Genomic DNA, 25,704 nt, shown 5'->3' on the forward strand with positions numbered 1-25,704 from the left:
GTTAGCAGTCGGCCGCTGCAGCGCCCAAACCGGCGCTCCGGGACCCGGTTCCGGCCCCGCGCACGGGTCCGTCCGGGCCGCCCGGCACGGTCCCGGGCCCTGCTCATGGGACTATGGGAGTCATACGTATCGATCCGACCAGAGGCGACAGGCGCCTCAAGAGACAGGACCCTGCGTGCCCGCGACCCCTTCGAACGTGCCGGCGCCGAGCCGTACCGACCCGGCGCTGATCCGCAATTTCTGCATCATCGCGCACATCGACCACGGCAAGTCGACGCTTGCCGACCGGATGCTCCAGCTCACCGGTGTGGTGGATCAGCGGCAGATGCGCGCCCAATATCTCGACCGGATGGACATCGAGCGCGAGCGCGGCATCACGATCAAGTCCCAGGCCGTCCGTCTGCCCTGGGCGCCCACCGCGGGCGCCGGTGAGGGGAAGACCCACATCCTGAACATGATCGACACCCCGGGGCACGTGGACTTCACCTACGAGGTCTCCCGGTCGCTCGCGGCCTGCGAGGGTACGGTCCTGCTGGTCGACGCCGCCCAGGGCATCGAGGCGCAGACACTGGCCAACCTCTACCTGGCGATGGAGAACGACCTCGCCATCGTCCCGGTGCTGAACAAGATCGACCTGCCGGCCGCGCAGCCCGAGAAGTTCTCCGAGGAACTGGCCAACCTCATCGGCTGCGACCCCTCCGACGTGCTGAGGGTCTCGGCCAAGACCGGCCTCGGCGTCGAGGCGCTGCTCGACCGCGTCGTGGAGAGGGTCCCGGCCCCGGTCGGCGACGCGGACGCGCCCGCCCGCGCGATGATCTTCGACTCGGTCTACGACTCCTATCGCGGTGTCGTCACCTATGTCAGGGTCGTCGACGGCCACCTCGGCAAGCGCGAGCGCATCAAGATGATGTCCACCGGCGCCACCCACGAGTTGCTGGAGATCGGCACCAACTCGCCCGAGATGCTGCCGGCCGACGGCCTCGGTGTCGGCGAGGTGGGCTATCTGATCACCGGTGTGAAGGACGTCCGCCAGTCCAAGGTCGGTGACACGATCACCCAGCAGTCCAAGGGTGCCACCGAGGCCCTGGGCGGCTACAAGGACCCCAAGCCCATGGTGTTCTCGGGCCTGTACCCGCTGGACGGCTCGGACTACCCGGAGCTGCGCGACGCGCTGGACAAGCTCCAGCTCAACGACGCCGCGCTGGTCTACGAGCCGGAGACCTCCGCCGCCCTCGGCTTCGGTTTCCGCGTCGGCTTCCTCGGCCTGCTCCACCTGGACGTGATCCGCGAGCGCCTGGAGCGCGAGTTCGGCCTCGACCTGATCGCCACCGCCCCCAACGTGGTCTACCGCGTGGTGATGGAGGACGGCGCCGAGCACATCGTCACCAACCCCAGCGAGTTCCCCGAGGGCAAGATCTCCGAGGTGTACGAGCCGGTGGTACGGGCCACGATTTTGGCGCCCACCGAGTTCATCGGCTCGATCATGGAGCTGTGCCAGACCCGGCGCGGCACGCTGCTCGGCATGGACTACCTCTCCGAGGACCGGGTGGAGATCCGCTACACCCTGCCGCTCGCCGAGATCGTCTTCGACTTCTTCGACCAGCTGAAGTCCAAGACCCGCGGGTACGCCTCCCTGGACTACGAGCCCACCGGCGAGCAGACGTCCAGCCTGGTCAAGGTCGACATCCTGCTGCACGGCGACAAGGTGGACGCCTTCTCGGCGATCACGCACAAGGACGCGGCGTACGCGTACGGGGTGCGGCTCGTCGCCAAGCTGCGCGAGCTCATCCCGCGGCAGGCCTTCGAGGTGCCCATCCAGGCCGCCATCGGCTCCCGGGTCATCGCTCGCGAGACCATCCGCGCCATCCGCAAGGACGTCCTCGCCAAGTGCTACGGCGGTGACATCTCCCGTAAGCGGAAGCTGCTGGAGAAGCAGAAGGAAGGCAAGAAGCGGATGAAGATGGTCGGTTCCGTGGAGGTGCCGCAGGATGCCTTCATCGCGGTGCTGTCCAGCGACGAGAGCGCGGCCAAGAAGAAGTAGCCGCCGGCGGGGGCGGGATGGGCGGTCCGCCGCCCGACTCACCGCATACGAGGGGCGTTTGTCCGATGACCGGACAGGCGCCCTTTCGTATGAGCGGTGCGGCATTCGGGTGATTGGGGAAAAAGCCGCTCACGTGCGGTTTCCGGGGGTGTTCGCGGGCGTTACCCATGGTGACGGAGGCGAAAGTCGTCGCCGTGGAAGGGGAATGTGTCGTGAAGTACTCGAAGGCCGCGGCCGTCGTCGCAGGTTCCGTGATCGCGCTGGGCGCCGCCGGTGCCGCCGCGTCCCCCGCCTTCGCCGGTGACGGCTCCCTCCCGCTCGGGAAGGGCCCGATGAAGATCCTGGACGCCAAGGACGAGGTCGCAAGGACCGGCCTGAAGGCAGTCACCGGGAAGACGGGCGAACTGCTGGGCGGGGTCGGCAAGTCGGGCGGCACCACCGGCATGATCGGCGGCCTGCCCATCGGCGGCTGATCACCCCTGTGCTCCGCGGTGTCGCCGGAGGGTGGCCGGCGTGACGGCGGGAGGCGGGCTCCCCGGATTCCGGGTGAGCCCGCCGTTTGCGTCCGCGGCCCGTGGGGTCCGCGCGGCGTACATGCGGGCAAAACTAGATGTATATGTCACCTATCTCACCCGTCACCGTTGCAACGCGGTGACCGCGGCCCCTTACAAACCGGGCGCGGATTGCCTACCCTGATCACCAATCGCGGGTTACTCGCGAGTCACCCAGCAATGTGGCGGGCCCCGGAGGTTGTCGTGACCGACACGCAGACTTTGATCGAGAACCGGCCGCCTTCGGTGGCGAACCTGTTCCTGGAGCGCGTCGAGGCCACGCCCGACGCCGAGGCGTACCGCTTCCCGGTGCTCTCGGCGGGCGGCGGCCCGGACTCCTGGCGGTCGCTCAGCTGGCAGGAGGCCGCGACCAGGGTCTTCGCCATCGCGGCCGGTCTCATGGACCTCGGTGTACGCCCTGAGGAGCGGGTGGCCATCGCCTCCGCCACCCGGGTCGAATGGATCCTGGCCGACCTGGGCGTGCTGTGCGCGGGCGCCGCGACCACCACGGTCTACCCCAGCACCAACGCCGACGAGACGGCCTTCATCCTCGCCGACTCCGGCAGTCGTGTGCTGATCGCCGAGAACGCCGCCCAGCTGGCCAAGGCCGCCGAGCGGCGCGCGGAGCTGCCCGAGCTGAGCCACGTCGTGGTCATCGACGCCGAGGGCATCAACACCGACGCCGTCGCCGATGACGACGGATGGGTGATCTCGCTGGCCGACCTGGAGAAGCGCGGCGCGCTCTACCTGGAGAAGCACCCCGAGGCGGTCCGCGAGGCCATGGGCGCGATCACCAAGGACCAGCTGGCCACCCTCATCTACACCTCCGGCACCACCGGCCGTCCCAAGGGCGTCCGCCTGCCGCACGACTGCTGGGCGTACATGGCCCGCGCCATCCAGGCCAACGGCCTGTTGGAGGCGTCGGACGTGCAGTACCTCTGGCTGCCGCTGGCGCACGTCTTCGGCAAGGTGCTCACCGCCGGTCACATCACCATCGGCCATGTGACCGCCGTGGACGGCCGGGTCGACAAGATCATCGAGAACCTGCCGGTGGTCCAGCCCACCTACATGGCCGCCGTCCCCCGGATCTTCGAGAAGGTTTACAACGGCGTGGCCGCCAAGGCCCGGGCCGGCGGCGGGGCTAAGTACAAGATCTTCCAGTGGGCCGCGGAGGTCGCCCGCGAGTACGCCAAGGTCACCCAGGACAACCGCCGCCGCACCGGCACGGCCAGTGCGCCCTTCGCGCTGTCCGCGCAGCACGCCGTCGCCGACCGCCTGGTGTACGGAAAGCTCCGCGAGGCCTTCGGCGGCAAGCTGCGCGCCTGCGTCTCCGGCTCCGCGGCCCTGGCCCCGGAGATCGGTTACTTCTTCGCCGGCGCCGGCATCCACATCCTGGAGGGCTACGGCCTGACCGAGTCCAGCGCGGCCAGCTTCGTCAACCCGGGCGAGGCCTACCGCACCGGCACCGTCGGCAAGCCGCTGCCCGGCACCGAGGTGCGGATCGCCGAGGACGGCGAGATCCTGCTCCGCGGCCCCGGCATCATGCAGGGCTACCACGGCCTGCCGGAGAAGACCGCCGAGGTGCTGGAGTCCGACGGCTGGTTCCACACCGGCGACATCGGCGAACTGTCCGCGGACGGCTTCCTCACCATCACCGACCGCAAAAAGGACATCATCAAGAACTCCAACGGCAAGTACATCGCGCCGGCCGCCGTGGAGGGCCAGTTCAAGGCCGCGTGCCCGTTCATCAGCAACGTCCTGGTGATCGGCGCGGCCCGCAACTTCTGCACCGCCCTCATCGCCCTCGACGAGCCCACCATCCTCGGCTGGGCCGCGGAGAACGGCCTGGAGGGCAGGCCGTACGCGGAGGTCGTCGCCTCGGACCAGGTGCGCGAGCTGATCGACGGCTATGTGCGGCGCGTCAACGACGACCTGCAGCGCTGGCAGCAGATCAAGTCCTTCCGCGTGCTGCCCCGCGACCTCGACGTGGAGCACGGCGACCTGACGCCGAGCCTGAAGCTCAAGCGGCCGGTCGTGGAGCGGGAGTTCAAGGACCTGATCGAGGACATGTACTCCGGCACCCGCGAGTCCTGAGTATCGCGCGGCCCGCGCCGGGTCAGTCGCCCCGGCGCGGGTCCGGCACATCCACCCCGTGGACGGCGCGCTCCAGCCCCGCCACGCGCAGCGCCAGTTCGGCCACGTCGGCACGGCCGTCGGCGGCGAGATGCCGCTCGACGGCCGCGAGGCGTTCCTCGATGGCGTCCAGCCGCTCCCGGTCGCGGGCCGGCAGATCCCGCAGTTCCCGCGTGGTGCGGTGGAGTTCGAGGAAGACGGAGACCTTGGCCCGCAGCACCCACGGGTCGAAGGGCTTGGTCAGGTAGTCCGCCGCGCCCGTGGCATAGCCGCGGAAGGCGAAGGTGGTGTCGAGGTCGTTCCCGGTCAGGAAGATGATCGGGATGTCCTTGGTCTGGTCGAGGCGCTTGATGTTCGCGGCGGTCTCGAAGCCGTCCATGCCCGGCATGAGGACGTCCAGCAGGACCACGGCGAACTCCTGGCGCAGCAGCGCCTTCATCGCCTCCTCCCCGGAACGGGCGCGGACCATCGGCCGGCTGAGCGAGCCGAGGACGGCCTCCAGCGCGAGCAGATTGTCCTCCATGTCGTCGACCAGGAGGATGCCGGCCTTGCCCGTGCTGGTGACCGTGCCGGCGGTGCCGCGCGTCACCGGCCGGGCCGCCGACAGGTCCCCGTCGGCGACCGCCGTCGTCACCTGGGCGATGTTGCGGACCTGCGAGGTCAGGTTGGACGCCATGAAGTTGACGTTGTCGGTGAGGTCCTTCCAGACGCCGGAGACGCCGCGGACCTGCGCCTGACCGCCGAGGTTCCCCTCGGTGCCGACCTCGCGGGCCACCCGTGTCACCTCGTCGGCGAACGCCGACAGCTGGTCCACCATCGTGTTGACGGTCAGCTTGAGTTCCAGCAGCTCGCCGGTGGCCTCGACCGTCACCTGACGCGTCAGGTCGCCGCGCGCCACCGCCGTCGTCACCAGTGCGATGTCACGGACCTGGGCGGTCAGCCGGGCGGCCATGGCATTGACCGCCTCGGTCACGTCCCGCCAACTGCCGGACAACCCCTGCACCTTGGCCCGTCCGCCGAGCCGCCCCTCGGTGCCGACCTCGCGGGCGACGCGCGTCACCTCGCCGGTGAACAGTGACAGTTGGTCCACCATGCGGTTGACCGCCCGGCCCAGCCGCCGCAGATCGCCCCGCAGCGGACGGCTGCCGTCGTGCAGGTCCACCCGCCGGGTCAGGTCGCCGCCCGCCACCGCGTCCAGTACCCGGGTCGCGTTCACCGCCGGGATGACCAGGGCGTCGATCAGGTCGTTCGCCGCCTGCACGCTCATCGCCCATGAGCCCTGGCCGGGACTGTCCGCGAGCCGCTCGTCCAGCCTGCCCTGACGGACCACCTCCCGCCGGACCCGGGCCAGTTCGGAGGAGAAGTGCCGCTCCCGGGAGACGATCCGGTTGAACGTTCCGGCGAGCTCGGCCTGCAGTCCGTCCCGCTGCTCGTCGACCCGTGCCCGGAGGTCCCCCTCGCACAGCGACCGCATCGCCGCCAGCAGCGGCCGGAGTTCAGCCGCCCGTATCCACTCCTCGCCCGGTGGCGGATCAGCGACACGCGGACGCGCAGGAGTAGCGGTATTCGGGGCGGGAACAGCCGATTTAAGAGCCACGACGGCCTACTTCGGTGACTCGGCGCTTATGAGCGTGCTCAGTCTGTCACGCTGGCCCTGCCCTCAAGGGCGCAATGCCGGATCTGCTCGGGAGCCGCACAGTGGGGCCAGATTCCATGCCACGGGATTTCGTTTCCCGTACCAGCCTGCCCGGCAACCAGCTCGCCGCCTCCGCCGCCCGCAAGTTCGTCCGCGCCGCCCTGGGCGCCTGGACGACGGGGGAACCCGGCCCCGACGAGCGCCTGACCGCCGACGCGGTCCTGGTGGTCAGCGAACTCGTCACGAACGCGGTCATCCACGCCGGGACGACGGTCGAACTGCTCTGCCGGCTCGAGCAGGACGGGCTCGTGGTGGAGGTGTCCGACCACCACCCCGCGCGCGTCGTGCGCGACCGGGCCGAACTGGAACGCGAGGGCCGCGACGGCGGACGCGGCCTCCAGCTCGTCGCGGCGCTCTCCGAGGCGTGGGGCATCACCTACCGGCGCGACCTCAAGACCATCTGGTGCCGGCTCGACGCCGCGCACGACGCCGAGGAGCACCACGCCCCGCCTGTCGAGGGCGAGCGAGCGGTGCCGTGCGGGCTGCGCGCCGCCGAGATCCTGGCACCGCTGCCGCGCCAGGCCGCCCGCCGGTCCGACGGCGACTGGATCAGCCGCGGTTCCCTGTCCTTCCTCGCCGAGGCGTCCGACCTCCTCGCCGGGCAGCTCGACGAGGACATGGTCGCCGCGCTGGCCGGACAGCTGCTGGTGCCCCGGCTCGCCGACTGGTGCGCGGTCTGGCTCGGCGCCGACGGCCCCGGGACCTACGGACCGCGGCTCGCCCGCGTCTGGCACGCCGCCGAGAACCGCATCGACGGGCTGCGCATGGTCCTGGAGAAGGACCCGCCCCCGCAGCCGCCCCACGGCCGCTCCGGCGCCGTCCCCTGGCCCTGGCCGGCCGGCGCCGACGGGAGCGAGGCGATGGGCGCCGCCCTCGCCTGTCCGCTCGTCGCCGGCGGACGCTGCCACGGCACGCTGCTGCTCGGCAGGACCGGCCTTATGCGCATGCCCGACGAGGTCATCGGGCTCATCGAGGACTTCGCCCGCCGCGTGGCCCTCGCGATCGGCACGGCCCGGCAGTACGCCCGGCAGGCCATGATCAGCCGCGTCCTGCAGCGCGGGCTGCTGCCCGCCGGGCTCGGCACGGTCCCGGGCGTCGAGACGGCCGTCGTCTACGAGCCCACCCGCGCCGACGTCGTCGGCGGCGACTTCTACGACATCTTCCCCGCCGGCGGCGGCCGCTGGTGCTTCGCCCTCGGCGACGTCCAGGGCAACGGACCCGAGGCCGCGGCCGTCACCGGGCTCGCCCGGCCCGTGATGCGGCTCCTCGCCCGGGAGGGCCACGGCGTCGCCGAAGTCCTCGACCGCCTCAACCGCGCCCTCGCCGACGAGGCCGCCGCGGCCACCCTCGGCGACGGCCTCGGCCCCGGCTGGGAGGCAGGCCCGCGCTTTCTGTCCCTGCTGTACGGCGAGATCGTGCCCGGCGATGGCGGCGGCGTCCTGTGCACCCTCGCCAGCGCCGGCCACCCGCTGCCGCTCGTCCTGACCGGGGCGGGCACGGTCCGCGCCGCGGCCGCCCCGCAGATACTGCTGGGCATCACGGACGACGCGCACTACCGCAGCGAATCGTTCCGTCTCGCCCCCGGGGACACGCTCCTGTGCGTCACCGACGGCGTCACGGAGCGGCGCAGCGGCAACCGGCAGTTCGACGACGACGACGGCCTCGCGGCGGTCCTCGCGGGGTGCGCGGGGCTCGGGGCGGCGGGGGTCGCGGAACGAATCCGCAAAGCGGTGCACGTCTACGACGCGGCTCCACCGGATGACGATCTCGCGCTGCTCGTCCTTCGGGCCCAGTAGTCGTCCGAGGCGCCGTTGTGGTTGCGGTGGGTTTTTTCCCCGCCCTCCCTCCCGGGGTGCCTCCTCGGCGCTCGCGGTCTGCGCCTGCGTCATTCGGCATCGATACCGCGGTCGCCGCTCGCCGCTCCCCCAGCTACCGCTGGGAGGTGCCCCCAGCGGGGGCACCCCGCCACACCCCCTCCGGGCTGGCGCCCTGACGGCCGGTGGGGGTTCGGTCGGGCACTTTCGGCAACCCCGGACCGCCTTCTTACGGGGGTGCGGCGGGGGAGTCGGGGGCACCCCGGCCGGAGGCTGGGAGAGGGTGGATGTTCCGCATATGTGTGTGCGGTATCCGTGCTGGAGACGCACGCGAATATCCAGTCCGGGACGTGCAGCCCCGGAGGCCCCGAACCCGCCCGCCCCACACGCGCTTCGGGGTGCCCGGACTTCCTGGGTGACCCGGGCGGGTGGGCGGGGGAGAACAACCCGGCACAATGGGTGGCATGCCATCCGTACTGCCCGACGGCGAGCCCATGCCCCAGAACGGTGCGCTGCCCCCCGCAGCCCTTACCGGGGCGGAGGACCGCCCGCTCGGGTTCTACCTGCACGTCCCGTACTGCGCGACCCGCTGCGGTTACTGCGACTTCAACACCTACACCGCCGCCGAGCTGCGCGGCACCGGCGGCGTTCTCGCCTCCCGCGAGAACTACGCGGACACGCTGATCGACGAGATCCGGCTGGCCCGCAAGGTGCTGGGCGACGACGCGCGCCGCGTCGAGACGGTGTTCGTCGGCGGCGGTACGCCGACGCTGCTGCCTGCGGCGGACCTGACGCGCATGCTGGGCGCGATCCGCGACGAGTTCGGCCTGGCGGAAGGGGCCGAGGTCACGACGGAGGCGAATCCGGAGTCGGTGGACCCCGCGTACCTGGCGGAGCTGCGGGCCGGGGGCTTCAACCGGATGTCCTTCGGCATGCAGAGCGCCCGGCAGCACGTGCTGCGGGTGCTGGACCGCAGGCACACGCCGGGCCGGCCCGAGGCCTGCGTGGCGGAGGCGAGGGCGGCCGGCTTCGAGCACGTCAACCTGGACCTGATCTACGGCACGCCGGGGGAGTCGGACGACGACTGGCGGGCATCCCTGGACGCGGCGATCGACGCGGGCCCCGACCATGTGTCGGCGTACGCGCTGATCGTGGAGGAGGGCACGCAATTGGCCCGCCGGATCCGGCGCGGCGAGGTGCCGATGACCGACGACGACGTCCACGCGGACCGTTACCTGATCGCGGAGGAGCGTCTGTCGGAGGCCGGTCTCGACTGGTACGAGGTGTCGAACTGGGCGACCTCGACGTCGGCCCGGTGCCGCCACAACGAGCTCTACTGGACCGGAGCCGACTGGTGGGGCGCCGGACCGGGCGCGCATTCCCACGTGGGCGGCGTGCGCTGGTGGAACGTGAAGCACCCCGCGGCGTACGCGGCGGCGCTCGCGGAGGGCCGCAGCCCCGGCGCCGGCCGTGAGGTGCTGGCCGCGGAGGACCGCCGGGTGGAGCGGATCCTGCTGGAGCTCCGGCTCGCGGACGGCTGCCCGCTGGACATCCTGGCCCCGGCCGGGGCGCGGGCCGCCGCGCGCGCGGTGGGCGACGGCCTGCTGGAGCCGGGCGCGTACGAGGCAGGGCGGGCGGTGCTCACGCTGCGCGGGCGGCTGCTCGCGGACGCGGTGGTCAGGGACCTGGTCGACTGATCACGTGCCAGGGGCCGTGACGAAGTCGATCAGCTCCTCCACGCGGCCCAGCAGTTCCGGCTGGAGGTCCCTGTAGGAGCGGACGGAGCCCAGGATGCGCTGCCAGGCGGCACCGGTGTTCTCCGGCCAGCCGAGCGCGCGGCACACCCCGGTCTTCCAGTCCTGGCCGCGCGGCACGGCCGGCCAGGCGGCGATGCCGAGGGAGGAGGGCTTCACGGCCTCCCAGACGTCGATGTAGGGGTGGCCGGCGACCAGCACGTGCGCGCCGGTGACCCCGGCGGCGATCCGGGACTCCTTGGAGCCGGGGACGAGGTGGTCGACGAGCACGCCGAGCCGGGCGCCGGGTCCCGGGGCGAAGGCGGAGACGATGGCGGGCAGGTCGTCGACCCCCTCCAGGTACTCCACGACGACGCCCTCGACCCGCAGGTCGTCGCCCCAGACCCGCTCGACGAGCTCCGCGTCGTGGCGTCCCTCGACGTAGATGCGCCCGGCGCGGGCGACCCGGGCGCGGGCACCGGGGACGGCGAGGGAGCCGGAGGCGGTCAGCCGCGGGCCGGTGGGGGCGGCGGCAGAGGGGCGTACGAGGGTGACGACCTTGCCCTCCAGGAGGAAGCCGCGCGGCACGAGCGGGAAGACCCGGTGCTTGCCGAAGCGGTCCTCCAGGGTGACGGTGCGGCCCTCGGCGGTCTTCTCGCAGCGGATCACCGCGCCGCAGAAGCCCGTGGAGACCTCCTCCACCACCAGGTCCCGTTCGGCCGCGACCTCGGGCGCGGGCACGGAGGGCCGCTTCCAGGGCGGTGTGAGATCGGCGTCGTAGTTCCGGCTGCGCATGCCAGGGATCGTATCCGCGCGGAGGGCCGCTCAAGCGGATCCGAACCGGGCGGCCAGTGCGTCCCGTTGGGCGCGGACGAAGCGCGCGTCGACCACCGCGCCGTGTCCGGGGACGTAGAGCGCGGTCTCGCCGCCCAGTTCCAGCAGGCGGTCCAGGGTGCCCGGCCATGCGCCCGGGGCGGCGTCCGGGCCGGCCTGCGGCTCGCCGGACTCCTCGACGAGGTCGCCGCAGAAGACCACGGCGGGCGTCCCGGGCACGACCACCACCAGGTCGTGCGTGGTGTGTCCCTCACCGGGGTGGACCAGCAGGACCTCGCGGTCACCGCCGAGGTCGAGCGCCCAGCGGCCGTCCACGAGGTGACCGGGAGGCACCAGGACCTCCGCGGCCTCCGTCGCCTCCTCCTCCGCGACGCCGTGCTCGATCGCGTCCAGGCGCAGCGCGAGGCGCGCGCGGCCGAGGTGGGGGCCGAGGGTCGTCCCGCCGTAGACCGGGGTGCCGGGGAAGGCCGCCGTGCCGAAGACATGGTCGAAGTGACCGTGGGTCAGTGCGATGTGCGTCACGTCGCGCCCGGTCAGTTCCCGGACCCGCCGGCGCAGCCCGGCCCCCTCGGCGACCGAGGATCCGGTGTCGACCAGCAGTACGCCCTCGCCTCCGGTGACGACCCCGATCGTGACGTCCAGGAACGGCATCCGGCACCGCGCGACCCCGGGTGCCAGGTGCTCCCAGCCGTCGAAGGGCTCCGGCGGCGTCGGTGTCGTCTCCACACCGCGACGGTATCCGCCGGGGCGGGCCGTGCGCGCTACGGTGACCGGTCGAGGGGGTCTGGGTGCGGACCGCCCTTGCCGAGGTCTTGCCTCCCCGCCGTACACTGACTTGGGGAAAGCTGGCACTCGCTTGTCGGGAGTGCCAGGGCAGGGAAAACGACCGACGCAACCGGTGACCGGACGACTGGAGGTGGACGCCGCAATGCTCAGCGAACGACGGCTCGAAGTGCTGCGCGCCATCGTCCAGGACTACGTGGGCACCGAGGAACCGGTCGGCTCCAAGGCGCTCACCGAGCGCCACCGGCTGGGCGTGTCCCCGGCCACGGTGCGCAACGACATGGCCGTGCTGGAGGAGGAGGGCTACATCCAGCAGCCCCACACCAGTGCCGGCCGGGTGCCGACCGACAAGGGCTACCGGCTCTTCGTCGACCGGCTCACCAACGTCAAGCCGCTGTCGGGCGCCGAGCGCCGGGCCATCGGGAACTTCCTGGACGGCGCCGTGGACCTCGACGACGTGGTGGCCCGCACCGTGCGGCTGCTGGCGCAGCTGACCCGGCAGGTCGCCGTCGTCCAGTACCCGTCGCTGACCCGCTCGACCGTGCGCCACGTCGAACTGCTGGCCCTGGCCCCGGCCCGGCTGATGCTGGTGCTGATCACGGACACCGGCCGGGTCGAGCAGCGGCTGGTCGACGCCCCCGCGCCGGTGGGCGAGACCGTGCTGGCCGACCTGCGGGCCCGGCTCAACAGCCGGGTGGTGGGCCGCCGCTTCGCCGACGTCCCGCAACTGGTGCAGGACCTCGCTGACGGCTTCGAGCCCGACGACCGGCCGTCGGTGCAGGTCGTGCTGGCGACCTTGCTGGAGACACTGGTCGAGGAGACCGAGGAACGGATCATGCTGGGCGGCACCGCCAACCTGACCCGTTTCGGCCATGACTTCCCCCTCACGATCCGCCCGGTGCTGGAGGCGCTGGAGGAGCAGGTCGTGCTCCTCAAGCTGCTCGGCGAGGCCGGGGATTCGGGCGTGACCGTACGAATCGGTCACGAGAATTTCCACGAGGGCCTGAACTCCACATCGGTCGTCTCCGTCGGCTACGGTTCGGGCGACGAGGCGGTCGCGAAACTTGGCGTGGTCGGCCCGACCCGCATGGACTACCCCGGAACGATGGGAGCGGTACGCGCAGTGGCACGTTACGTCGGACAGATCCTGGCGGAGTCGTAGTGGCCACCGACTACTACGCCGTGCTCGGCGTGCGCCGCGACGCGAGTCCGGACGAAATCAAGAAGGCCTTCCGCCGTCTCGCGCGCGAGCTGCACCCGGACGTCAATCCGGACCCGAAGACGCAGGAGCGGTTCAAGGAGATCAACGCCGCTTACGAGGTGCTCTCGGACCCGCAGAAGAAGCAGGTCTACGACCTCGGCGGCGACCCGCTGTCCGCGAACGGCGGCGGTGCGGGCGCGGGCTTCGGCCAGGGCTTCGGCAACTTCAGCGACATCATGGACGCCTTCTTCGGCACGGCGTCCCAGCGCGGTCCGCGCTCGCGGACCCGGCGCGGCCAGGACGCGATGATCCGGCTGGAGATCGAGCTCGACGAGGCCGCCTTCGGTACGACCAAGGACATCCAGGTCGACACGGCGATCGTCTGCAACACCTGCCACGGCGAGGGCGCCGCTCCCGGCACCTCCGCGCAGACCTGTGACATGTGCCGCGGTCGCGGTGAGGTCTCCCAGGTCACGCGGTCCTTCCTGGGCCAGGTCATGACCTCCCGGCCCTGCCCCCAGTGCCAGGGCTTCGGCACCGTCGTGCCGAACCCGTGCCCGGAGTGCGCGGGCGACGGCCGGGTCCGCTCGCGGCGCACGCTGACGGTGAAGATCCCCGCCGGCGTCGACAACGGCACCCGCATCCAGCTCGCGGGCGAGGGTGAGGTCGGCCCCGGCGGCGGCCCCGCCGGCGACCTGTACGTGGAGATCCGCGAGCTGCCGCACGCGGCCTTCCAGCGCCGCGGCGACGACCTGCACTGCACCGTCACCCTTCCGATGACGGCGGCGGCGCTGGGCACGAAGGTGCCGCTGGAGACCCTGGACGGGCTGGAGGAGATCGACATCCGGCCGGGCACGCAGTCCGGCCAGTCGATCCCGCTGCACCAGCGCGGCATCACGCATCTGCGGGGCGGCGGCCGGGGCGACCTGGTCGTGCACGTCGAGGTGCAGACCCCGGGCAAGCTCGACCCGGACCAGGAGGACCTCCTGCGGCGCCTGGCCAAGCTGCGCGGCGAGGAGCGGCCCGTGGGCCAGTTCCAGCCGGGCCAGCAGGGTCTGTTCTCGCGGCTGAAGGACGCCTTCAACGGCCGCTGAGCGCGGTTCTTCGCAGCCTGACGCGGCACGACGCGCGGGGCGTGGGCATCCGCCCGCGCCCCGCGCGGCTGTGCGCCCCGGGTCGTGAAACGATGGACGCATGGCCGCGCTGACCGATCTCTCGACCCTCGCCGCGCATCCGGTGGTACAGGCGCCGATGGCCGGCGGGACGTCCACTCCGGCCCTGGCGGCGGCCGTGGCCGAGGGCGGCGGAATCGGCTTCCTGGCGGCCGGCTTCCGGACCGCGGAGGCCCTGCGCGAGGAGATCGCGCAGGTGAGAAGGCTCACCTCACGGCCCTTCGGCGTGAACGTGTTCATGCCGCAGCGCGAGACCGCCGACCCCGCGCGCGTCGAGGAGTTCGCCGCGCGGCTGGCCGGCGAGGCCACCCGCTACTCCACGTTCCTGGGCGACCCCGGCACCGGCGGGGACGCCGTGCTGGAGGACGCGTACGGGGCGAAGATCGCGGCCCTCCTGGAGGACCCCGTCCCCCTGGTGAGCTTCACCTTCGGCTGCCCGGAGCCCCCGGTCCTGCGGGCCTTCGCCGACGCCGGCACGGTTACCGTCGTCACTGTGACCTCCGTCGCCGAGGCACGGGCCGCCGAGGCGGCGGGCGCCGCTGCGGTGTGCGTGCAGGGCGCCGAGGCTGGCGGCCACCAGTCCACGCACCGCGACGACCCGGAGCGGGACGGTACGGAGACCGGGCTGCTCGCCCTGCTGCCGCAGGTACGGGCGGCCGTGTCGCTGCCCCTCGTCGCGGCGGGCGGCATCATGCGCGGCGCTCAGATCGCCGCGGCGCTCGCGGCGGGCGCGGACGCGGCGCAGATGGGCACGGCCTTCCTGGCCTGTCCCGAGTCGGGGGCGCACCCGGTGCACAAGCGGGCCCTGACCGATCCGGACTTCGCGTGGACCGGGCTGACCCGCTCGTTCACCGGCCGCCCCGCGCGGGCGCTGGTCAACCGGTTCCTGCGCGAGCACGGCCCGTACGGCCCGCCCGGCTACCCGCGGATCCACTTCCTGACCGCCCCGGTGCGCGCGGCGGCCGCCGCGGCCGGAGACCCCGGGGCGATGGCCCTGTGGGCCGGCCAGGGACACGCCATGGCCCGGGACCTGCCCGCCATCGACCTCGTCCGGCTGCTCGCGGCCGAACTCGACTCCGCCCGGAGCGCTTTGTGACCGCCCCCGTCTTCGTCGTCGAGCCCGGTGCCCTGGGCCCGGACCGCATCACGCTCTCCGGCCCCGAGGGCCGGCACGCCGTCTCCGTGCGACGGCTGCGGGTCGGCGAGGAGATCGTGCTGACCGACGGTCAGGGGCGCGGCGCGCAGGGCGTCGTGGCCGCCGTCGACGGCAAGGACACCCTCGAGGTCGACGTCACCGGCGTCCGGGAGGAGCCCGCCCCCCGCCCGCGGATCACCGTCGTGCAGGCGCTCCCCAAGGGCGACCGCGGCGAACTGGCCGTGGAGACCATGACGGAGGTCGGGGTCGACGCGATCGTGCCGTGGGCCGCGGCCCGCTGCATCACGCAGTGGAAGGGCGACCGCGGCGCCAAGTCCCTCGCCAAGTGGCGCTCCACCGCCCGCGAGGCCGCCAAGCAGGCCCGCCGGCTGCGCTTCCCCGACGTCGGCGAGATGCTGACGACCCGCCAACTCGTCCCGCTGCTCGCCGGGGCCGCCTTCGCCGCCGTCCTCCACGAGGAGGGATCCGAGCCGCTGGCGTCCGCGGTCCTTCCCGCGGACGGCGACATCGTCCTGGTCGTCGGGCCCGAGGGCGGTGTCTCCCCCGAGGAACTGGACGCCCTGGCCGCGGCCGGTGCCAAGCCGTACCGGCTCGGCTCCAGTGTCCTGCGCACCTCGACGGCCGGTGTCGCGGCGACCGCGCTGCTGCTGGGACGCACGGGCCGCTGGGGCTGACGTCTTTTTGTGTTCGCTCGCCTCCGGGCGCTTGAACCCGGTGCCGACGCTCCTCGACGCTGCGCTTCCTCGTTCCTCGGTCGCTTGGTCTGGCCCCCTTTGTGTTCGCTTGCCTCCGGGCGCTTGAACCCGGTGCCGACGCTCCTCGACGCTGCGCTTCCTCGTTCCTCGGTCGCTTGGTCTCGTCGCTTTCGGTACCGGCGCGCCCTTCGGCTCGCTCACGGGCTGTGCGGGCCGGCCCCTGGGCGGTGAGTGCTCCGCCGGATGCGGACGTCCTGGGTACCGGCGCGCCCTTCGGCTGGCTCGCGGGCGGTCGGTGTGGGCCCTCGGGCGCTTGGGGCGTCCGCCGGGCCCGCTTCCGAGGAGGCAACCGTGCTCACGAGCGGCAAATGAGATCCAAAATCCCTGACCCACAGGCCACCGGGTGGTTAATGTGACGGCGTGACGCAGCCTTCGCACCCCTCGTACCTCCGCTTTCCGCACCTGCACGGCGATCTGATCACCTTCACCGCCGAGGACGACGTCTGGGCCGCCCCGCTCGACGGCGTCGGCCGGGCGTGGCGCGTGAGCGCGGACAACATGCCGGTCGCCCACCCGCGGTTCTCGCCGGACGGGGAACACGTGGCGTGGAGCTCGACCCGCGACGGGGCGCCGGAGGTCCATGTGGCGCCGGTCGACGGCGGCCCGTCGAAGCGCCTGACGTACTGGGGCGCCGGGCGCGCCCTGGTGCGCGGCTGGACCGCCGACGGCGAGGTGCTGGCCATCAGCCCCAACGGGCAGGCGTCGTCGCGCCGCAGCTGGGCCTGGGCGATCCCGCTCGACGCCGGGCCGGCCCGCCGCCTGCCGTACGGGCCGGTCGGGGACGTCGCGTACGGCCCGGACGGCGCCGTGCTGCTGCTGTCCGCGACGATGGGCCGTGAGGCGGCGGCGTGGAAGCGCTACCGCGGCGGCACGGCGGGCAAGCTGTGGATCGACCGCACGGGGGACGGGGAGTTCGAGCGGGTCCACGCGGACCTGGACGGCAACCTGGAGTCCGCGATGTGGGTGGGGGAACGGTTGGCGTTCCTCTCCGACCACGAGGGCGTCGGCGCGCTCTGGTCCAGCCTTCCCGACGGAAGCGACCTGCGGCGGCACACCGCCGTGGACGACGGCGGCTTCTACGCCCGGCAGGCCACGACCGACGGCACCCGCGTCGTGTACACCAGCACCGGCCGGCTGTTCCTGCTGGACGACCTCGACGGCGCGGAGGCCCGCCCGCTGGAGGTACGCCTCGGCGGCCAGCGCACCGACATGCAGCCGCACCCCGTCCACGCCGCCCACCACCTCGGCGACGCGCGCCCGGACCACACCGGCCGCGGCAGCGCCGTCGAGGTCCGCGGCTCCACGCACTGGGTCACCCACCGCGGCGGCCCCGCGCGGGCGCTGGCCGCGGAGCCGGGGGTGCGCACCCGGCTGCCGCGGGTGTTCGGCGGCGAGGGCGACCAGCAAGTCGTGTGGGTGACCGACGCTGAGGGGGAGGACGCGCTGGAGATCGCCCCCGCCACGGGCGGTGTCCCCGCGCCGCGCCGGCTGGCCGCGGGACGGCTCGGCCGCGTCCTGGCGATGACCGTCTCCCCTGACGGCCACCGGATCGCGGTCGCCTCGCACGACGGCCGGGTCCTGCTGGTCGAGGCGCAGACCGGTGAGGTGCGCACGGTCGTGGAGAGCGAGTACGGCCACGCCCGCGGCCTGGCCTTCTCGCCGGACTCCGCGTGGCTGGCCTGGTCCCAGCCCGGCCGGGAGCCGCTGAGCCAGCTCAAACTGGCGTCCACCGCGGACCTGACCGTCGTCGACGCCACGCCCCTGCGCTTCAACGACTTCTCGCCCGCGTTCACCGCCGACGGCAAGCACCTGGCCTTCCTCTCCGAGCGGTCCTTCGACCCGGTCTACGACGAGCACGTCTTCGACATGGCCTTCCTCGCCTCCTGCCGCCCGCACCTGATCACGCTCGCCGCCACCACCCCCTCGCCCTTCGGCCCGCAGCTCCACGGCCGGCCCGTCGACTCCTCGGCGGAGGACAAGGACGGCGACGAACGCGGCCAGGACGACGCCAAGAACGCCAAGAGCGAGTCCCGCACGGAGGACGGCGAGGAGCGCCCCCGCATCCCGGTCACCCGCGTCGACGTGGAGGGCCTGGCCGACCGCATCGTGCCCTTCCCGGTCGAGGCCGCCCGGTATTCCACGCTGCGTGCCGCCAAGGACGGCGTCCTGTGGCTGCGCCACCCCGTGCGCGGCGTGCTCGGCGCCAGCCTGGCCTCCCCGGAGTCGGAGCCGCCGTCCAGCGTGCTGGAGCGGTACGACCTCAAGCAGCTGCGCATCGAGGAGATCGCCGACGACGCGGACGGCTACGCGGTCAGCGGTGACGGCAACAAGGTGCTGGTCACCTCCGGCCACCGGCTGCGGGTCGCCGCCGCCGACCACAAGTCCACCCCCTCCGAGGACGATTCGGACAGCAATGTGACGGTGGACCTCTCCCGGGTCCGCGTCACCGTCGACCCGCACGCCGAGTGGCGGCAGATGTACGACGAGGCGCACCGCCTCATGCGCGACAACTTCTGGCGCGCCGACATGGGCGGCGTCGACTGGGACGGCGTGCGCGACCGCTACCGGCCGGTGCTGGACCGCGTCGCCACCCACGACGACCTGGTCGACCTGCTCTGGGAGGTGGCCGGCGAACTCGGCACCTCGCACGCGTACGTCAGCCCGCCCGGCGGGCGCGTCGAATCCCTCTACCGGCAGGGCCTGCTCGGCGCCGATCTCGTGCGCGACGAGGACGGTGTCTGGCGGATCGGCCGCGTGCTGCCCTCCGAGACCTCCGACCCGCGCGCCCGCGCCCCGCTGGCCGCACCCGGGGTCGCGGTGCGCGCCGGGGACGCGATCCTCGCGGTCGACGGCCGTCCCGTCGACCCGGTGGCGGGGCCCGGCCCGCTGCTGATCGGGACCGTGCGCAAGCCCGTCGAGCTGACCGTGGCGCCGGCCGACGGGAGCGCCCCGCGCCATGTGGTCGTCGTGCCCCTCTCCGACGAGGAGCCGCTGCGCTACCACGACTGGGTCGCCGGGCGGCGCGCCCACGTCCGCGAGGCTTCCGGGGGCCGGCTGGGGTATGTGCACGTGCCCGACATGGTGGGCTCGGGCTGGGCGCAGCTCCACCGCGACCTGCGCGTCGAGGTGGCCCGCGAGGGGCTGATCGTGGACGTCCGGGAGAACCGCGGCGGCCACACCTCGCAGCTCGTGGTCGAGAAGCTCGCCCGCCGCGTCGTCGGCTGGGACCTGCCCCGCGGGCTGCCCGCGTTCACCTATCCGCTGGACGCCCCGCGCGGCCCGGTCGTCGCGGTCGCCAACGAGTTCTCCGGCTCCGACGGCGACATCGTCAACGCGGCCATCAAGGCGCTCGGGATCGGGCCCGTGGTGGGCACCCGGACCTGGGGCGGGGTCATCGGCATCGACTCCCGCTACCACCTGGTGGACGGCACGCTCGTGACCCAGCCTAAGTACGCGACCTGGTTGGAGGGCGTCGGCTGGGACGTGGAGAACCACGGTGTCGACCCGGATGTCGAGGTCCCGCAGACCCCGCAGGACTGGGCGGCCGACCGCGACCCCCAGCTCGACACCGCGATCCGGCTCGCCCTCGACGCGCTCGCGGAGAATCCGGCACGGACGGCGCCGCCGCTGCCGTGACCCGGGCTCCGCTCAGTGCCGCCGGGGCACCGGTAGCATGCCCGTACCGATCAACGACGTGACCAGCGCCGTGATCGACGAAGCGACCAACGACGTGCCGGAGGCGCCACGGTGGCGGGAGAACCGCAGGCGGACTGCCTGTTCTGCAAGATCGTCGCGGGGAACGTGCCCGCGACCGTCGTCCGCGAGTCGGGGACGACGGTCGCGTTCCGCGACATAAACCCCCAGGCGCCGACGCATGTGCTGGTGATCCCCAAGGCGCACTACCCCGACGCGGCCTCCCTCGCCGCGGCGGAGCCGCAGCTCGCCGCCGACGTGCTGCGCGAGGCGGGCGAGGTGGCGGCCGCGGACAAGGTGGACGGCACCGGCTACCGGATCGTCTTCAACACCGGGGCGGGCGCGGGCCAGACCGTCTTCCACGCCCACGCGCACGTGCTCGGCGGGCGCGGCCTGGACTGGCCCCCGGGATAGCGGCCGGTGTCCGCACGCGAACTCGTCGTCCTCGGTACGGCCAGCCAGGTCCCGACACGGCACCGCAACCACAACGGCTACTTCCTGCGCTGGGACGGCGAGGGCATCCTCTTCGACCCCGGCGAGGGCACCCAGCGCCAGATGCTGCGCGCCGGGGTGGCCGCGCACGACCTGACCCGGCTGTGCGTCACGCACTTCCACGGCGACCACAGCCTGGGCCTGGCCGGGGTGATCCAGCGGATCAACCTCGACCGGGTGCCGCACCCCGTGACCGCCCACTATCCCGAGTCCGGGCGGCACTTCTTCGACCGGCTCCGCTACGCGACGGCCTACCGCGAGACGGTGATGCTGCGCGAGGAGCCGGTCTCCGGCGAGAGTGTCGTCCTTGCCGACGGCGCCTTCCGGCTGGAGGCCCGCCGGCTCTCCCACCCCGTGGAGGCGTACGGCTACCGCCTCGTCGAGCCGGACGGCCGCCGCATGCTGCCGGACCGGCTGGCGGCCCTCGGCGTCACCGGACCGGCGGTCGGCCGTCTCCAGCGCGACGGCGAGGCCGACGGCGTGACCCTCGCCGAGGTCAGCGAGGTGCGGCCGGGCCAGCGCTTCGGCTTCGTCATGGACACCCGGCTGTGCGACGCGGTGTACGCGCTCGCCGACGGTTGCGACCTGCTGGTCATCGAGTCCACCTTCCTCGACGAGGAGGCCTCCCTCGCCCGGGAGCACGGGCACCTGACGGCGGGCCAGGCGGCACGCGTCGCCGCCGAGTCCGGGGTCCGGCATCTGGTCCTCACGCATTTCTCCCAGCGCTACACCGATCCCGACGCCTTCGAGCGGCAGGCCCGCGCCGCCGGTTTCACAGCGGAACTGACCGTCGCCCAGGACCTCGGACGCGTCTCCGTGCCGCGCCGCCGCTGACCGGTCCGCACCGCTGTGACCTGTACCGTTGCCAGGTGGCGATCCCGAAGGCCGAACTCCATCTGCACATCGAAGGCACCCTCGAACCGGAATTGGCCTTCGCCCTCGCCGAGCGCAACGGGGTCACCCTGCCGTTCGCGTCGGCGGACGAACTGCGGCGGGCGTACGCGTTCGACCACCTCCAGTCGTTCCTGGACCTCTACTACGCGCTGATGGCCGTGCTCCGCACCGAGCAGGACTTCGCCGACCTCGCGGACGCCTACCTGGCGCGGGCCGCCGCGCAGGGGGTGCGGCACGCGGAGATCTTCTTCGACCCGCAGGCGCACACCGCCCGGGGCGTGCCGATCGGGACCGTCGTGGAGGGCCTGGCGCGGGCGCTGGACGGCGGCCGGGAGCGGCACGGCGTCAGCACCAGGCTGATCATGTGCTTCCTGCGCGACGAGTCCGCCGCGTCCGCGATGGAGACCTTCGAGGCCGCCCGGCCCCACCTGCACCGTATCGCGGCGGTCGGGCTGGACTCGGCCGAGGTGGGCCATCCGCCGGTGAAGTTCCGCGAGGTCTACCAGGCGGCCGCGGCGGCAGGGCTCCGCCGCGTGGCGCACGCGGGGGAGGAGGGTCCGCCCGCGTATGTGCGGGAGGCCCTGGACGTGCTCGGCGTGGACCGGATCGACCACGGCATCCGCAGCATGGAGGACCCCGGGCTCGTCGCCCGACTGGTGCGCGACCAGGTCCCGCTGACCGTCTGCCCGCTGTCCAATGTCCGCCTGCGCTGCGTCCCCGCCCTGGCGGAGCACCCGCTGCCCGCCATGCTCGAAGCCGGGCTGCTGGTCACCGTCAACTCCGACGACCCCGCCTACTTCGGCGGCTACGCCGGTGACAACTTCGACGCCGTGCGCGAGGCGCTCGCCCTCGACGAGGACACCCTGCGGCGTCTGGCCCGCAACTCCTTCCGGGCCGCGTTCCTGGACGACGAGGAGGAACTGCGCGCCCGCTATCTCGCCGAAGTGGACGCGTACGTGTTCTGAGTTCCTTTCCCGTCCCGGGGCAGGCGTTCTGAGTACGCGCACTCATGCGGACCGCATCCCGTGGACGGAGCATGGACCCATGCGAAAGCACCCGATACGGCCCGTGGCGGCCGTCACCCTGATCGCTTCGGTACCGGTCGCCGTCTGGGGCCTGCTGGGCCGGCAGGAGGCCGCCGGCTTCCGGCCCTCGGAACTCGACTACCTGGTGCGGCCCTTCGCCGTCCCGGCCGGCGTGGAGACCGGGGTGGGCGTTGCGGCGGCGGTGCTGGCCGCGGCTGCCGCGACCGTGCTGGGGATCGCGTCGCGGCCCGGGCCGGAGCGGTTCGACGGGCGGTGGTGGCAGGTGCTCGGCCCGCTCGTCGCGGCCGGTGTGCTGGCCGGCGCGGGCTGGCGGGTCGTGACCGCCGGCGTCATCGGCGCCAACATCGGCGCCGGACTGGTGATCCTCTTCGGCGGTCCGCTCGTCGCCGCGCTGCTGGCCTGGTCGGCGGGGCGCGGTCTGTGGCTGGCCCGCGGACTGCGCCGCGGCCCCCGTCCCCCGCGCGGGGGCACGGGCGGCGCGGGCTGGCGTCCGGTGCCCCGTGAGGGCGTGTAGCACGGCGGCCCCACCGCGGATATGACGGATCATCAGCGGCCGCTTCCGCCACCGCGGATGCGGTGGTGGCTCCCGTGCCGCCCGGCCTCGTGCCCCCGTCGGCGCGCCGCCTTCGACAGGGCCGCGCCGGCGCCGAACAGCACCGCCCCGGCGCCGAACGCGGCGAACCCCAGCGGAGCCTTCGGTGCCCCCCACAACCGCTCGGCGAAGGGGTCGGGCGGCACCGCGGCGCTGCCCGTGCCGCCCAGGAGGCCGAGGATCAGGGACACCCAGATGGCGAACCCGGCGAGCGCGACGAGCACGCCCAGCACCATCAGCGCGCGGCCCGGCCCCTGCCCCGGGGAGAGGACAGCGCCGTCCGGATCGGCGTACGGACCGTCGTACGGCTCCTCCGGGCCGTCCGCCGAGGCCGCCGCGGGCGCCGGCGGATCGTCGCGGTAGAGATCGCGGCCCACCAGGAACTGCTCGTGCGCCGAGATGTACCGCCGCGTGCGGCCGCGCGGCGCCGGGCCGCGGGTGTCGCCGAGGTCGACGGTCACCGGCGGCGCGGCGGGCGGCGGAGGGTCCTCGGAAGCGGGCTCGTGCGGGTCCTGTGCGGCAGGCTCGCGTTCCGGCTCGGCGTCCCGGTCGCCGCCCGAGGCCACGGACAGCCGCAGTTCGACATGCCCGATCCGCACCAGGTCGCCGTCCCGCAGCGGCCGGGGCGCCATGAGGCGCTCCCCGTTGAGGAAGGTGCCGTTGGTGGAGCCCAGGTCGGTGAGGACGACATGGCTCCCGGCACGGTTCATCGCCGCGTGCCGCCTGCTGATCCCCTCGCCGTCGAGCCGGATACCGCTCCCGGGCAGTCTGCCGATCTCGCAGTACCCGGGAGGGACATCGAGGACGGCGCCCTCGTCCGGCCCGGAGGTCACGATCAGCCGCGGTGGTGAAGCCGAAGGTCCGGGCATGTTCAGCCCCCGCGATTCATCCGCTTTCCTCTGATGATCCGCCCGAGTGTGAGAACGGACAAACGCATACCGGCGGGGCCGCCGAGCGTACGATCGTCCGAACGACACCAGGTCGGGAGGAACCCCGGGTGGCAGACCAGCCCGTCCTCGATCCGTTGGCCGCCGTGCGCGCCGCGGACGACCCGGAGACCGATGTGTACCTGACCGGCACGGTCTTCCTGGACATCATCTTCACCGGTCTGGACAGCGCGCCCGTACGCGGCACCGAGTCCTGGGCCCGCGGCATGGGCTCCAGCCCCGGCGGGGTCGCCAACATGGCCACCGCGCTGGCCCGGCTGGGCCTGCGCACCTGCCTGGCCGCCGCGTTCGGCGACGACATGTACGGCGACTACTGCTGGGACTCCCTCACCGAGGGGGAGGACATCGACCTGGCGCCCTCCCGGAGGATTCCCGGCTGGCACTCGCCGGTCACCGTCTCCATGGCCTACGAGGGCGAGCGGACCATGGTCAGCCACGGCCACGAGGCCCCGCCGCCGGAGGAGGCGGCCCCGGTGTGCCCGCCGCCGAGCCGGGCCTGTGTGGCCTCGCTGGTGCCCGGCCGGCCGCGGCAGGAGTGGATCGGGCACGCCGCCCGGCACGGCAGCCGGGTCTTCGCCGATGTCGGCTGGGACGAGTCCGGCCGCTGGGACCCCTCCGACCTGAGCGATCTGGAGCACTGCGAGGCGTTCCTGCCCAATGCCGCGGAGGCGATGGCCTACACCCGCACCGACTGCCCCCGGGCCGCCGCCCGCAAGCTGGCCGAGCTGGTGCCGCTCGCGGTGGTGACGCTCGGCCCCGAGGGCGCCTACGCGGTGGACTCCGGCTCCGGGCAGTGCGCCGAGGTGCCCGCGCTCGACGTGGAGGCGCTCGACCCGACCGGGGCGGGTGACGTCTTCGTCGCGGCCTTCGTGACCGGCACGCTCGCCGGGTGGCCGCTGGCCGACCGGCTGGCCTTCGCCTGTCTGACCGCCGCGCTGTCGGTGCAGGAGTTCGGCGGCTCGCTGTCGGCTCCCGGCTGGATCGAGGTCGCCGCCTGGTGGCAGCACGCCAAGGCCTACGACGACCAGGACCGCACGGCGCTGCGCCGCTACGCCTTCCTGGACGACCTGCTGCCGACCGGCACGCGGCGCTGGCCGCTGCGCCGGGCGGTGCCGACGATCGGCTTCCGGCCGTACCGCTGAGGCGGTCGCCGCACGCGACCACGCCGACGGGACCGCGCGGGGCCCCCGCCCGCGCGATCCGGGCGTCACCCGTGACCAGGGCGCATCCCACGTGCTCCGCGAGCGCGACGTACGTCGCGCTCGCCCGGCAGGGCAGCCCCCGAACCGTACGGGCCGTTTCGAACCCGGCGACGGCCGGACAGGCGTGTGCGTGCCAGGTCGCCCAGCGGGCCGCCGTGGGCGAGGGCGACGACGATCACCGGCGCCGCCGCTCGTCGTTGTGGCCCAGCAGATCATCGAGAATGCAGTCGGCAGTCGGCAGTCGGCAGTCGGCAGTCGGCAGTCGGCAGTCGGCAGTCGGCCGGCGCCGGCTTCCGGGCACTGGCCAGGATGTCGACGACCGTCGGTGTCCTCGCCCGTTCGATCAGCCGTAGGCGCAGATACTCGCTTGCCGTGCACGTCGTCGTGGACGTCCCCGATCCGGCGTTCGCCACGGCAGCGGTCGGCATGCGTTGCGCATGCGCGCTCACACCCGCCGCTGGAGCACCTGCCCCGGCCAGGGGTCGCCCTCGTCCTGCGGCACGGTGAACGGCTCGGCCCGGGCGAAGCCGAGGGCCTCGTACTGCCGCACCAGCCGCCCCTCGCTGCCCGCGTAGCAGTCGACCCGCAGCAGGCCCACCCCCCGGCGGCGGGCCTCGGCGACCGCGTCGGCGACCAGCGCGGCGCCGATGCCGCTCCCGGAACGCGACCGGTCGGTGACCAGCAGGCGGATGTACAGCTCGGGCTCGCCGGCCGGCGGCGCGTACTGCGGCGGCTCCTCGGCGAGCACGCACACCCCGGCCACCTCGCCGTCGACCTCGGCGGCGCGCAGCAGGTATTCGTGGGTGTAGCGGCGGGTCCTGTCGACGGCGGCCGGACGGGACGACCACGGCCGGGTGCCCCACTGCCCGGTGTGGCCGCGCGCGGTGAGCCAGACGATGGCGCCGTCGAGCAGGGCGAGTGTGGCGGGGAGGTCGCCGGGGCCCCCGGTGCGGATCTGCATGGCGCTGT

Annotated in this window: 20 protein-coding genes; 15 read left to right on the forward strand and 5 right to left on the reverse strand. The window is 73.2% G+C overall.

Translation table 11 applies throughout. From position 1 onward, the window contains the following. The first annotated feature begins 175 nt into the window (after nucleotides 1-175). The 3 genes from lepA to RV983_RS24335 all read left to right on the forward strand — a co-directional run bounded on the left by lepA (nucleotide 176) and on the right by RV983_RS24335 (nucleotide 4,686). Nucleotides 176-2,041, forward strand: a complete 1,866-nt coding sequence (gene lepA, locus RV983_RS24325; RefSeq protein WP_475987848.1) for a translation elongation factor 4 — start codon at nucleotides 176-178, stop codon at nucleotides 2,039-2,041. A gap of 212 nt (nucleotides 2,042-2,253) precedes the next feature. After that, nucleotides 2,254-2,514, forward strand: coding sequence for a hypothetical protein (locus tag RV983_RS24330; RefSeq protein ID WP_384290736.1), 261 nt, complete (start codon nucleotides 2,254-2,256; stop codon nucleotides 2,512-2,514). 282 nt (nucleotides 2,515-2,796) lie between these two features. After that, complete coding sequence (locus tag RV983_RS24335) at nucleotides 2,797-4,686, forward strand: AMP-dependent synthetase/ligase (RefSeq protein ID WP_475987849.1); 1,890 nt, start codon at nucleotides 2,797-2,799, stop codon at nucleotides 4,684-4,686. A gap of 22 nt (nucleotides 4,687-4,708) precedes the next feature. On the opposite strand, the gene RV983_RS24340 is transcribed toward RV983_RS24335, so the two are convergent. Beyond that, on the reverse strand, nucleotides 4,709-6,199 hold the full coding sequence (locus tag RV983_RS24340) for a response regulator (protein WP_475987850.1): 1,491 nt from the start codon (nucleotides 6,197-6,199) through the stop codon (nucleotides 4,709-4,711). A gap of 239 nt (nucleotides 6,200-6,438) precedes the next feature. Here RV983_RS24340 and RV983_RS24345 point away from each other — a divergent pair, with 239 nt between their 5' ends. Together RV983_RS24345 and hemW are read left to right on the forward strand one after the other, a co-directional pair. Continuing rightward, entirely contained in the window at nucleotides 6,439-8,217 is a 1,779-nt protein-coding gene (locus RV983_RS24345) for a SpoIIE family protein phosphatase (protein ID WP_475987851.1), read from the forward strand. Nucleotides 8,218-8,699: 482 nt separating this feature from the next. Beyond that, entirely contained in the window at nucleotides 8,700-9,932 is a 1,233-nt protein-coding gene (gene hemW / locus RV983_RS24350; protein ID WP_475987852.1) for a radical SAM family heme chaperone HemW, read from the forward strand. Here hemW and RV983_RS24355 read toward each other — a convergent pair whose 3' ends face one another. Both RV983_RS24355 and RV983_RS24360 read right to left on the reverse strand, forming a co-directional pair. Beyond that, on the reverse strand, nucleotides 9,933-10,763 hold the full coding sequence (locus RV983_RS24355) for a DUF3097 domain-containing protein (RefSeq protein WP_475987853.1): 831 nt from the start codon (nucleotides 10,761-10,763) through the stop codon (nucleotides 9,933-9,935). Nucleotides 10,764-10,793: 30 nt separating this feature from the next. Beyond that, nucleotides 10,794-11,528 (reverse strand): MBL fold metallo-hydrolase, encoded by a 735-nt coding sequence (locus RV983_RS24360; RefSeq protein WP_475987854.1) that lies wholly within the window; start codon nucleotides 11,526-11,528, stop codon nucleotides 10,794-10,796. 202 nt (nucleotides 11,529-11,730) lie between these two features. Between RV983_RS24360 and hrcA the strand changes: the two genes are divergently transcribed. The 9 genes from hrcA (at nucleotide 11,731) to RV983_RS24405 (ending at nucleotide 22,508) form a co-directional block, all read left to right on the forward strand. After that, entirely contained in the window at nucleotides 11,731-12,747 is a 1,017-nt protein-coding gene (gene hrcA, locus RV983_RS24365; protein WP_389242641.1) for a heat-inducible transcriptional repressor HrcA, read from the forward strand. Further along, the gene (gene dnaJ / locus RV983_RS24370; RefSeq protein ID WP_475987855.1) at nucleotides 12,747-13,880 is read left to right on the forward strand and encodes a molecular chaperone DnaJ; all 1,134 of its coding nucleotides are present in this window, start codon (nucleotides 12,747-12,749) and stop codon (nucleotides 13,878-13,880) included. Before hrcA ends, dnaJ begins: the two co-directional genes overlap by 1 nt. Nucleotides 13,881-13,980: 100 nt before the next feature. Next, nucleotides 13,981-15,054, forward strand: a complete 1,074-nt coding sequence (locus RV983_RS24375; protein ID WP_475987856.1) for a nitronate monooxygenase — start codon at nucleotides 13,981-13,983, stop codon at nucleotides 15,052-15,054. Then, nucleotides 15,051-15,788: a 16S rRNA (uracil(1498)-N(3))-methyltransferase gene (locus RV983_RS24380; RefSeq protein ID WP_475987857.1), complete on the forward strand. Its 738-nt coding sequence runs from the start codon at nucleotides 15,051-15,053 to the stop codon at nucleotides 15,786-15,788. The genes RV983_RS24375 and RV983_RS24380 overlap by 4 nt, the downstream gene beginning before the upstream one ends. A gap of 441 nt (nucleotides 15,789-16,229) precedes the next feature. Further along, nucleotides 16,230-19,505: a S41 family peptidase gene (locus RV983_RS24385; RefSeq protein ID WP_475987858.1), complete on the forward strand. Its 3,276-nt coding sequence runs from the start codon at nucleotides 16,230-16,232 to the stop codon at nucleotides 19,503-19,505. A gap of 111 nt (nucleotides 19,506-19,616) precedes the next feature. Then, nucleotides 19,617-19,976, forward strand: a complete 360-nt coding sequence (locus RV983_RS24390) for a histidine triad nucleotide-binding protein (protein WP_475987859.1) — start codon at nucleotides 19,617-19,619, stop codon at nucleotides 19,974-19,976. A gap of 6 nt (nucleotides 19,977-19,982) precedes the next feature. Further along, nucleotides 19,983-20,888 (forward strand): ribonuclease Z, encoded by a 906-nt coding sequence (locus RV983_RS24395; RefSeq protein ID WP_475987860.1) that lies wholly within the window; start codon nucleotides 19,983-19,985, stop codon nucleotides 20,886-20,888. A 35-nt stretch (nucleotides 20,889-20,923) separates the two neighbouring features. Further along, entirely contained in the window at nucleotides 20,924-21,913 is a 990-nt protein-coding gene (locus RV983_RS24400) for an adenosine deaminase (protein ID WP_475987861.1), read from the forward strand. 79 nt (nucleotides 21,914-21,992) lie between these two features. Then, nucleotides 21,993-22,508, forward strand: coding sequence for a hypothetical protein (locus RV983_RS24405; protein WP_475987862.1), 516 nt, complete (start codon nucleotides 21,993-21,995; stop codon nucleotides 22,506-22,508). A 32-nt stretch (nucleotides 22,509-22,540) separates the two neighbouring features. Here the strand turns inward: RV983_RS24405 and RV983_RS24410 are convergent, their stop codons facing one another. After that, on the reverse strand, nucleotides 22,541-23,455 hold the full coding sequence (locus RV983_RS24410) for an FHA domain-containing protein (protein WP_475987863.1): 915 nt from the start codon (nucleotides 23,453-23,455) through the stop codon (nucleotides 22,541-22,543). Between the two features lie 128 nt (nucleotides 23,456-23,583). On the opposite strand from RV983_RS24410, the gene RV983_RS24415 reads away from it, so the two are divergent. Then, nucleotides 23,584-24,675: a carbohydrate kinase family protein gene (locus RV983_RS24415; protein WP_475987864.1), complete on the forward strand. Its 1,092-nt coding sequence runs from the start codon at nucleotides 23,584-23,586 to the stop codon at nucleotides 24,673-24,675. Nucleotides 24,676-25,180: 505 nt separating this feature from the next. Here the strand turns inward: RV983_RS24415 and RV983_RS24420 are convergent. After that, nucleotides 25,181-25,696 (reverse strand): GNAT family N-acetyltransferase, encoded by a 516-nt coding sequence (locus RV983_RS24420; RefSeq protein ID WP_475987865.1) that lies wholly within the window; start codon nucleotides 25,694-25,696, stop codon nucleotides 25,181-25,183. Nucleotides 25,697-25,704: the final 8 nt, after the last annotated feature.

Source organism: Streptomyces sp. RLA123, from assembly GCF_056270165.1.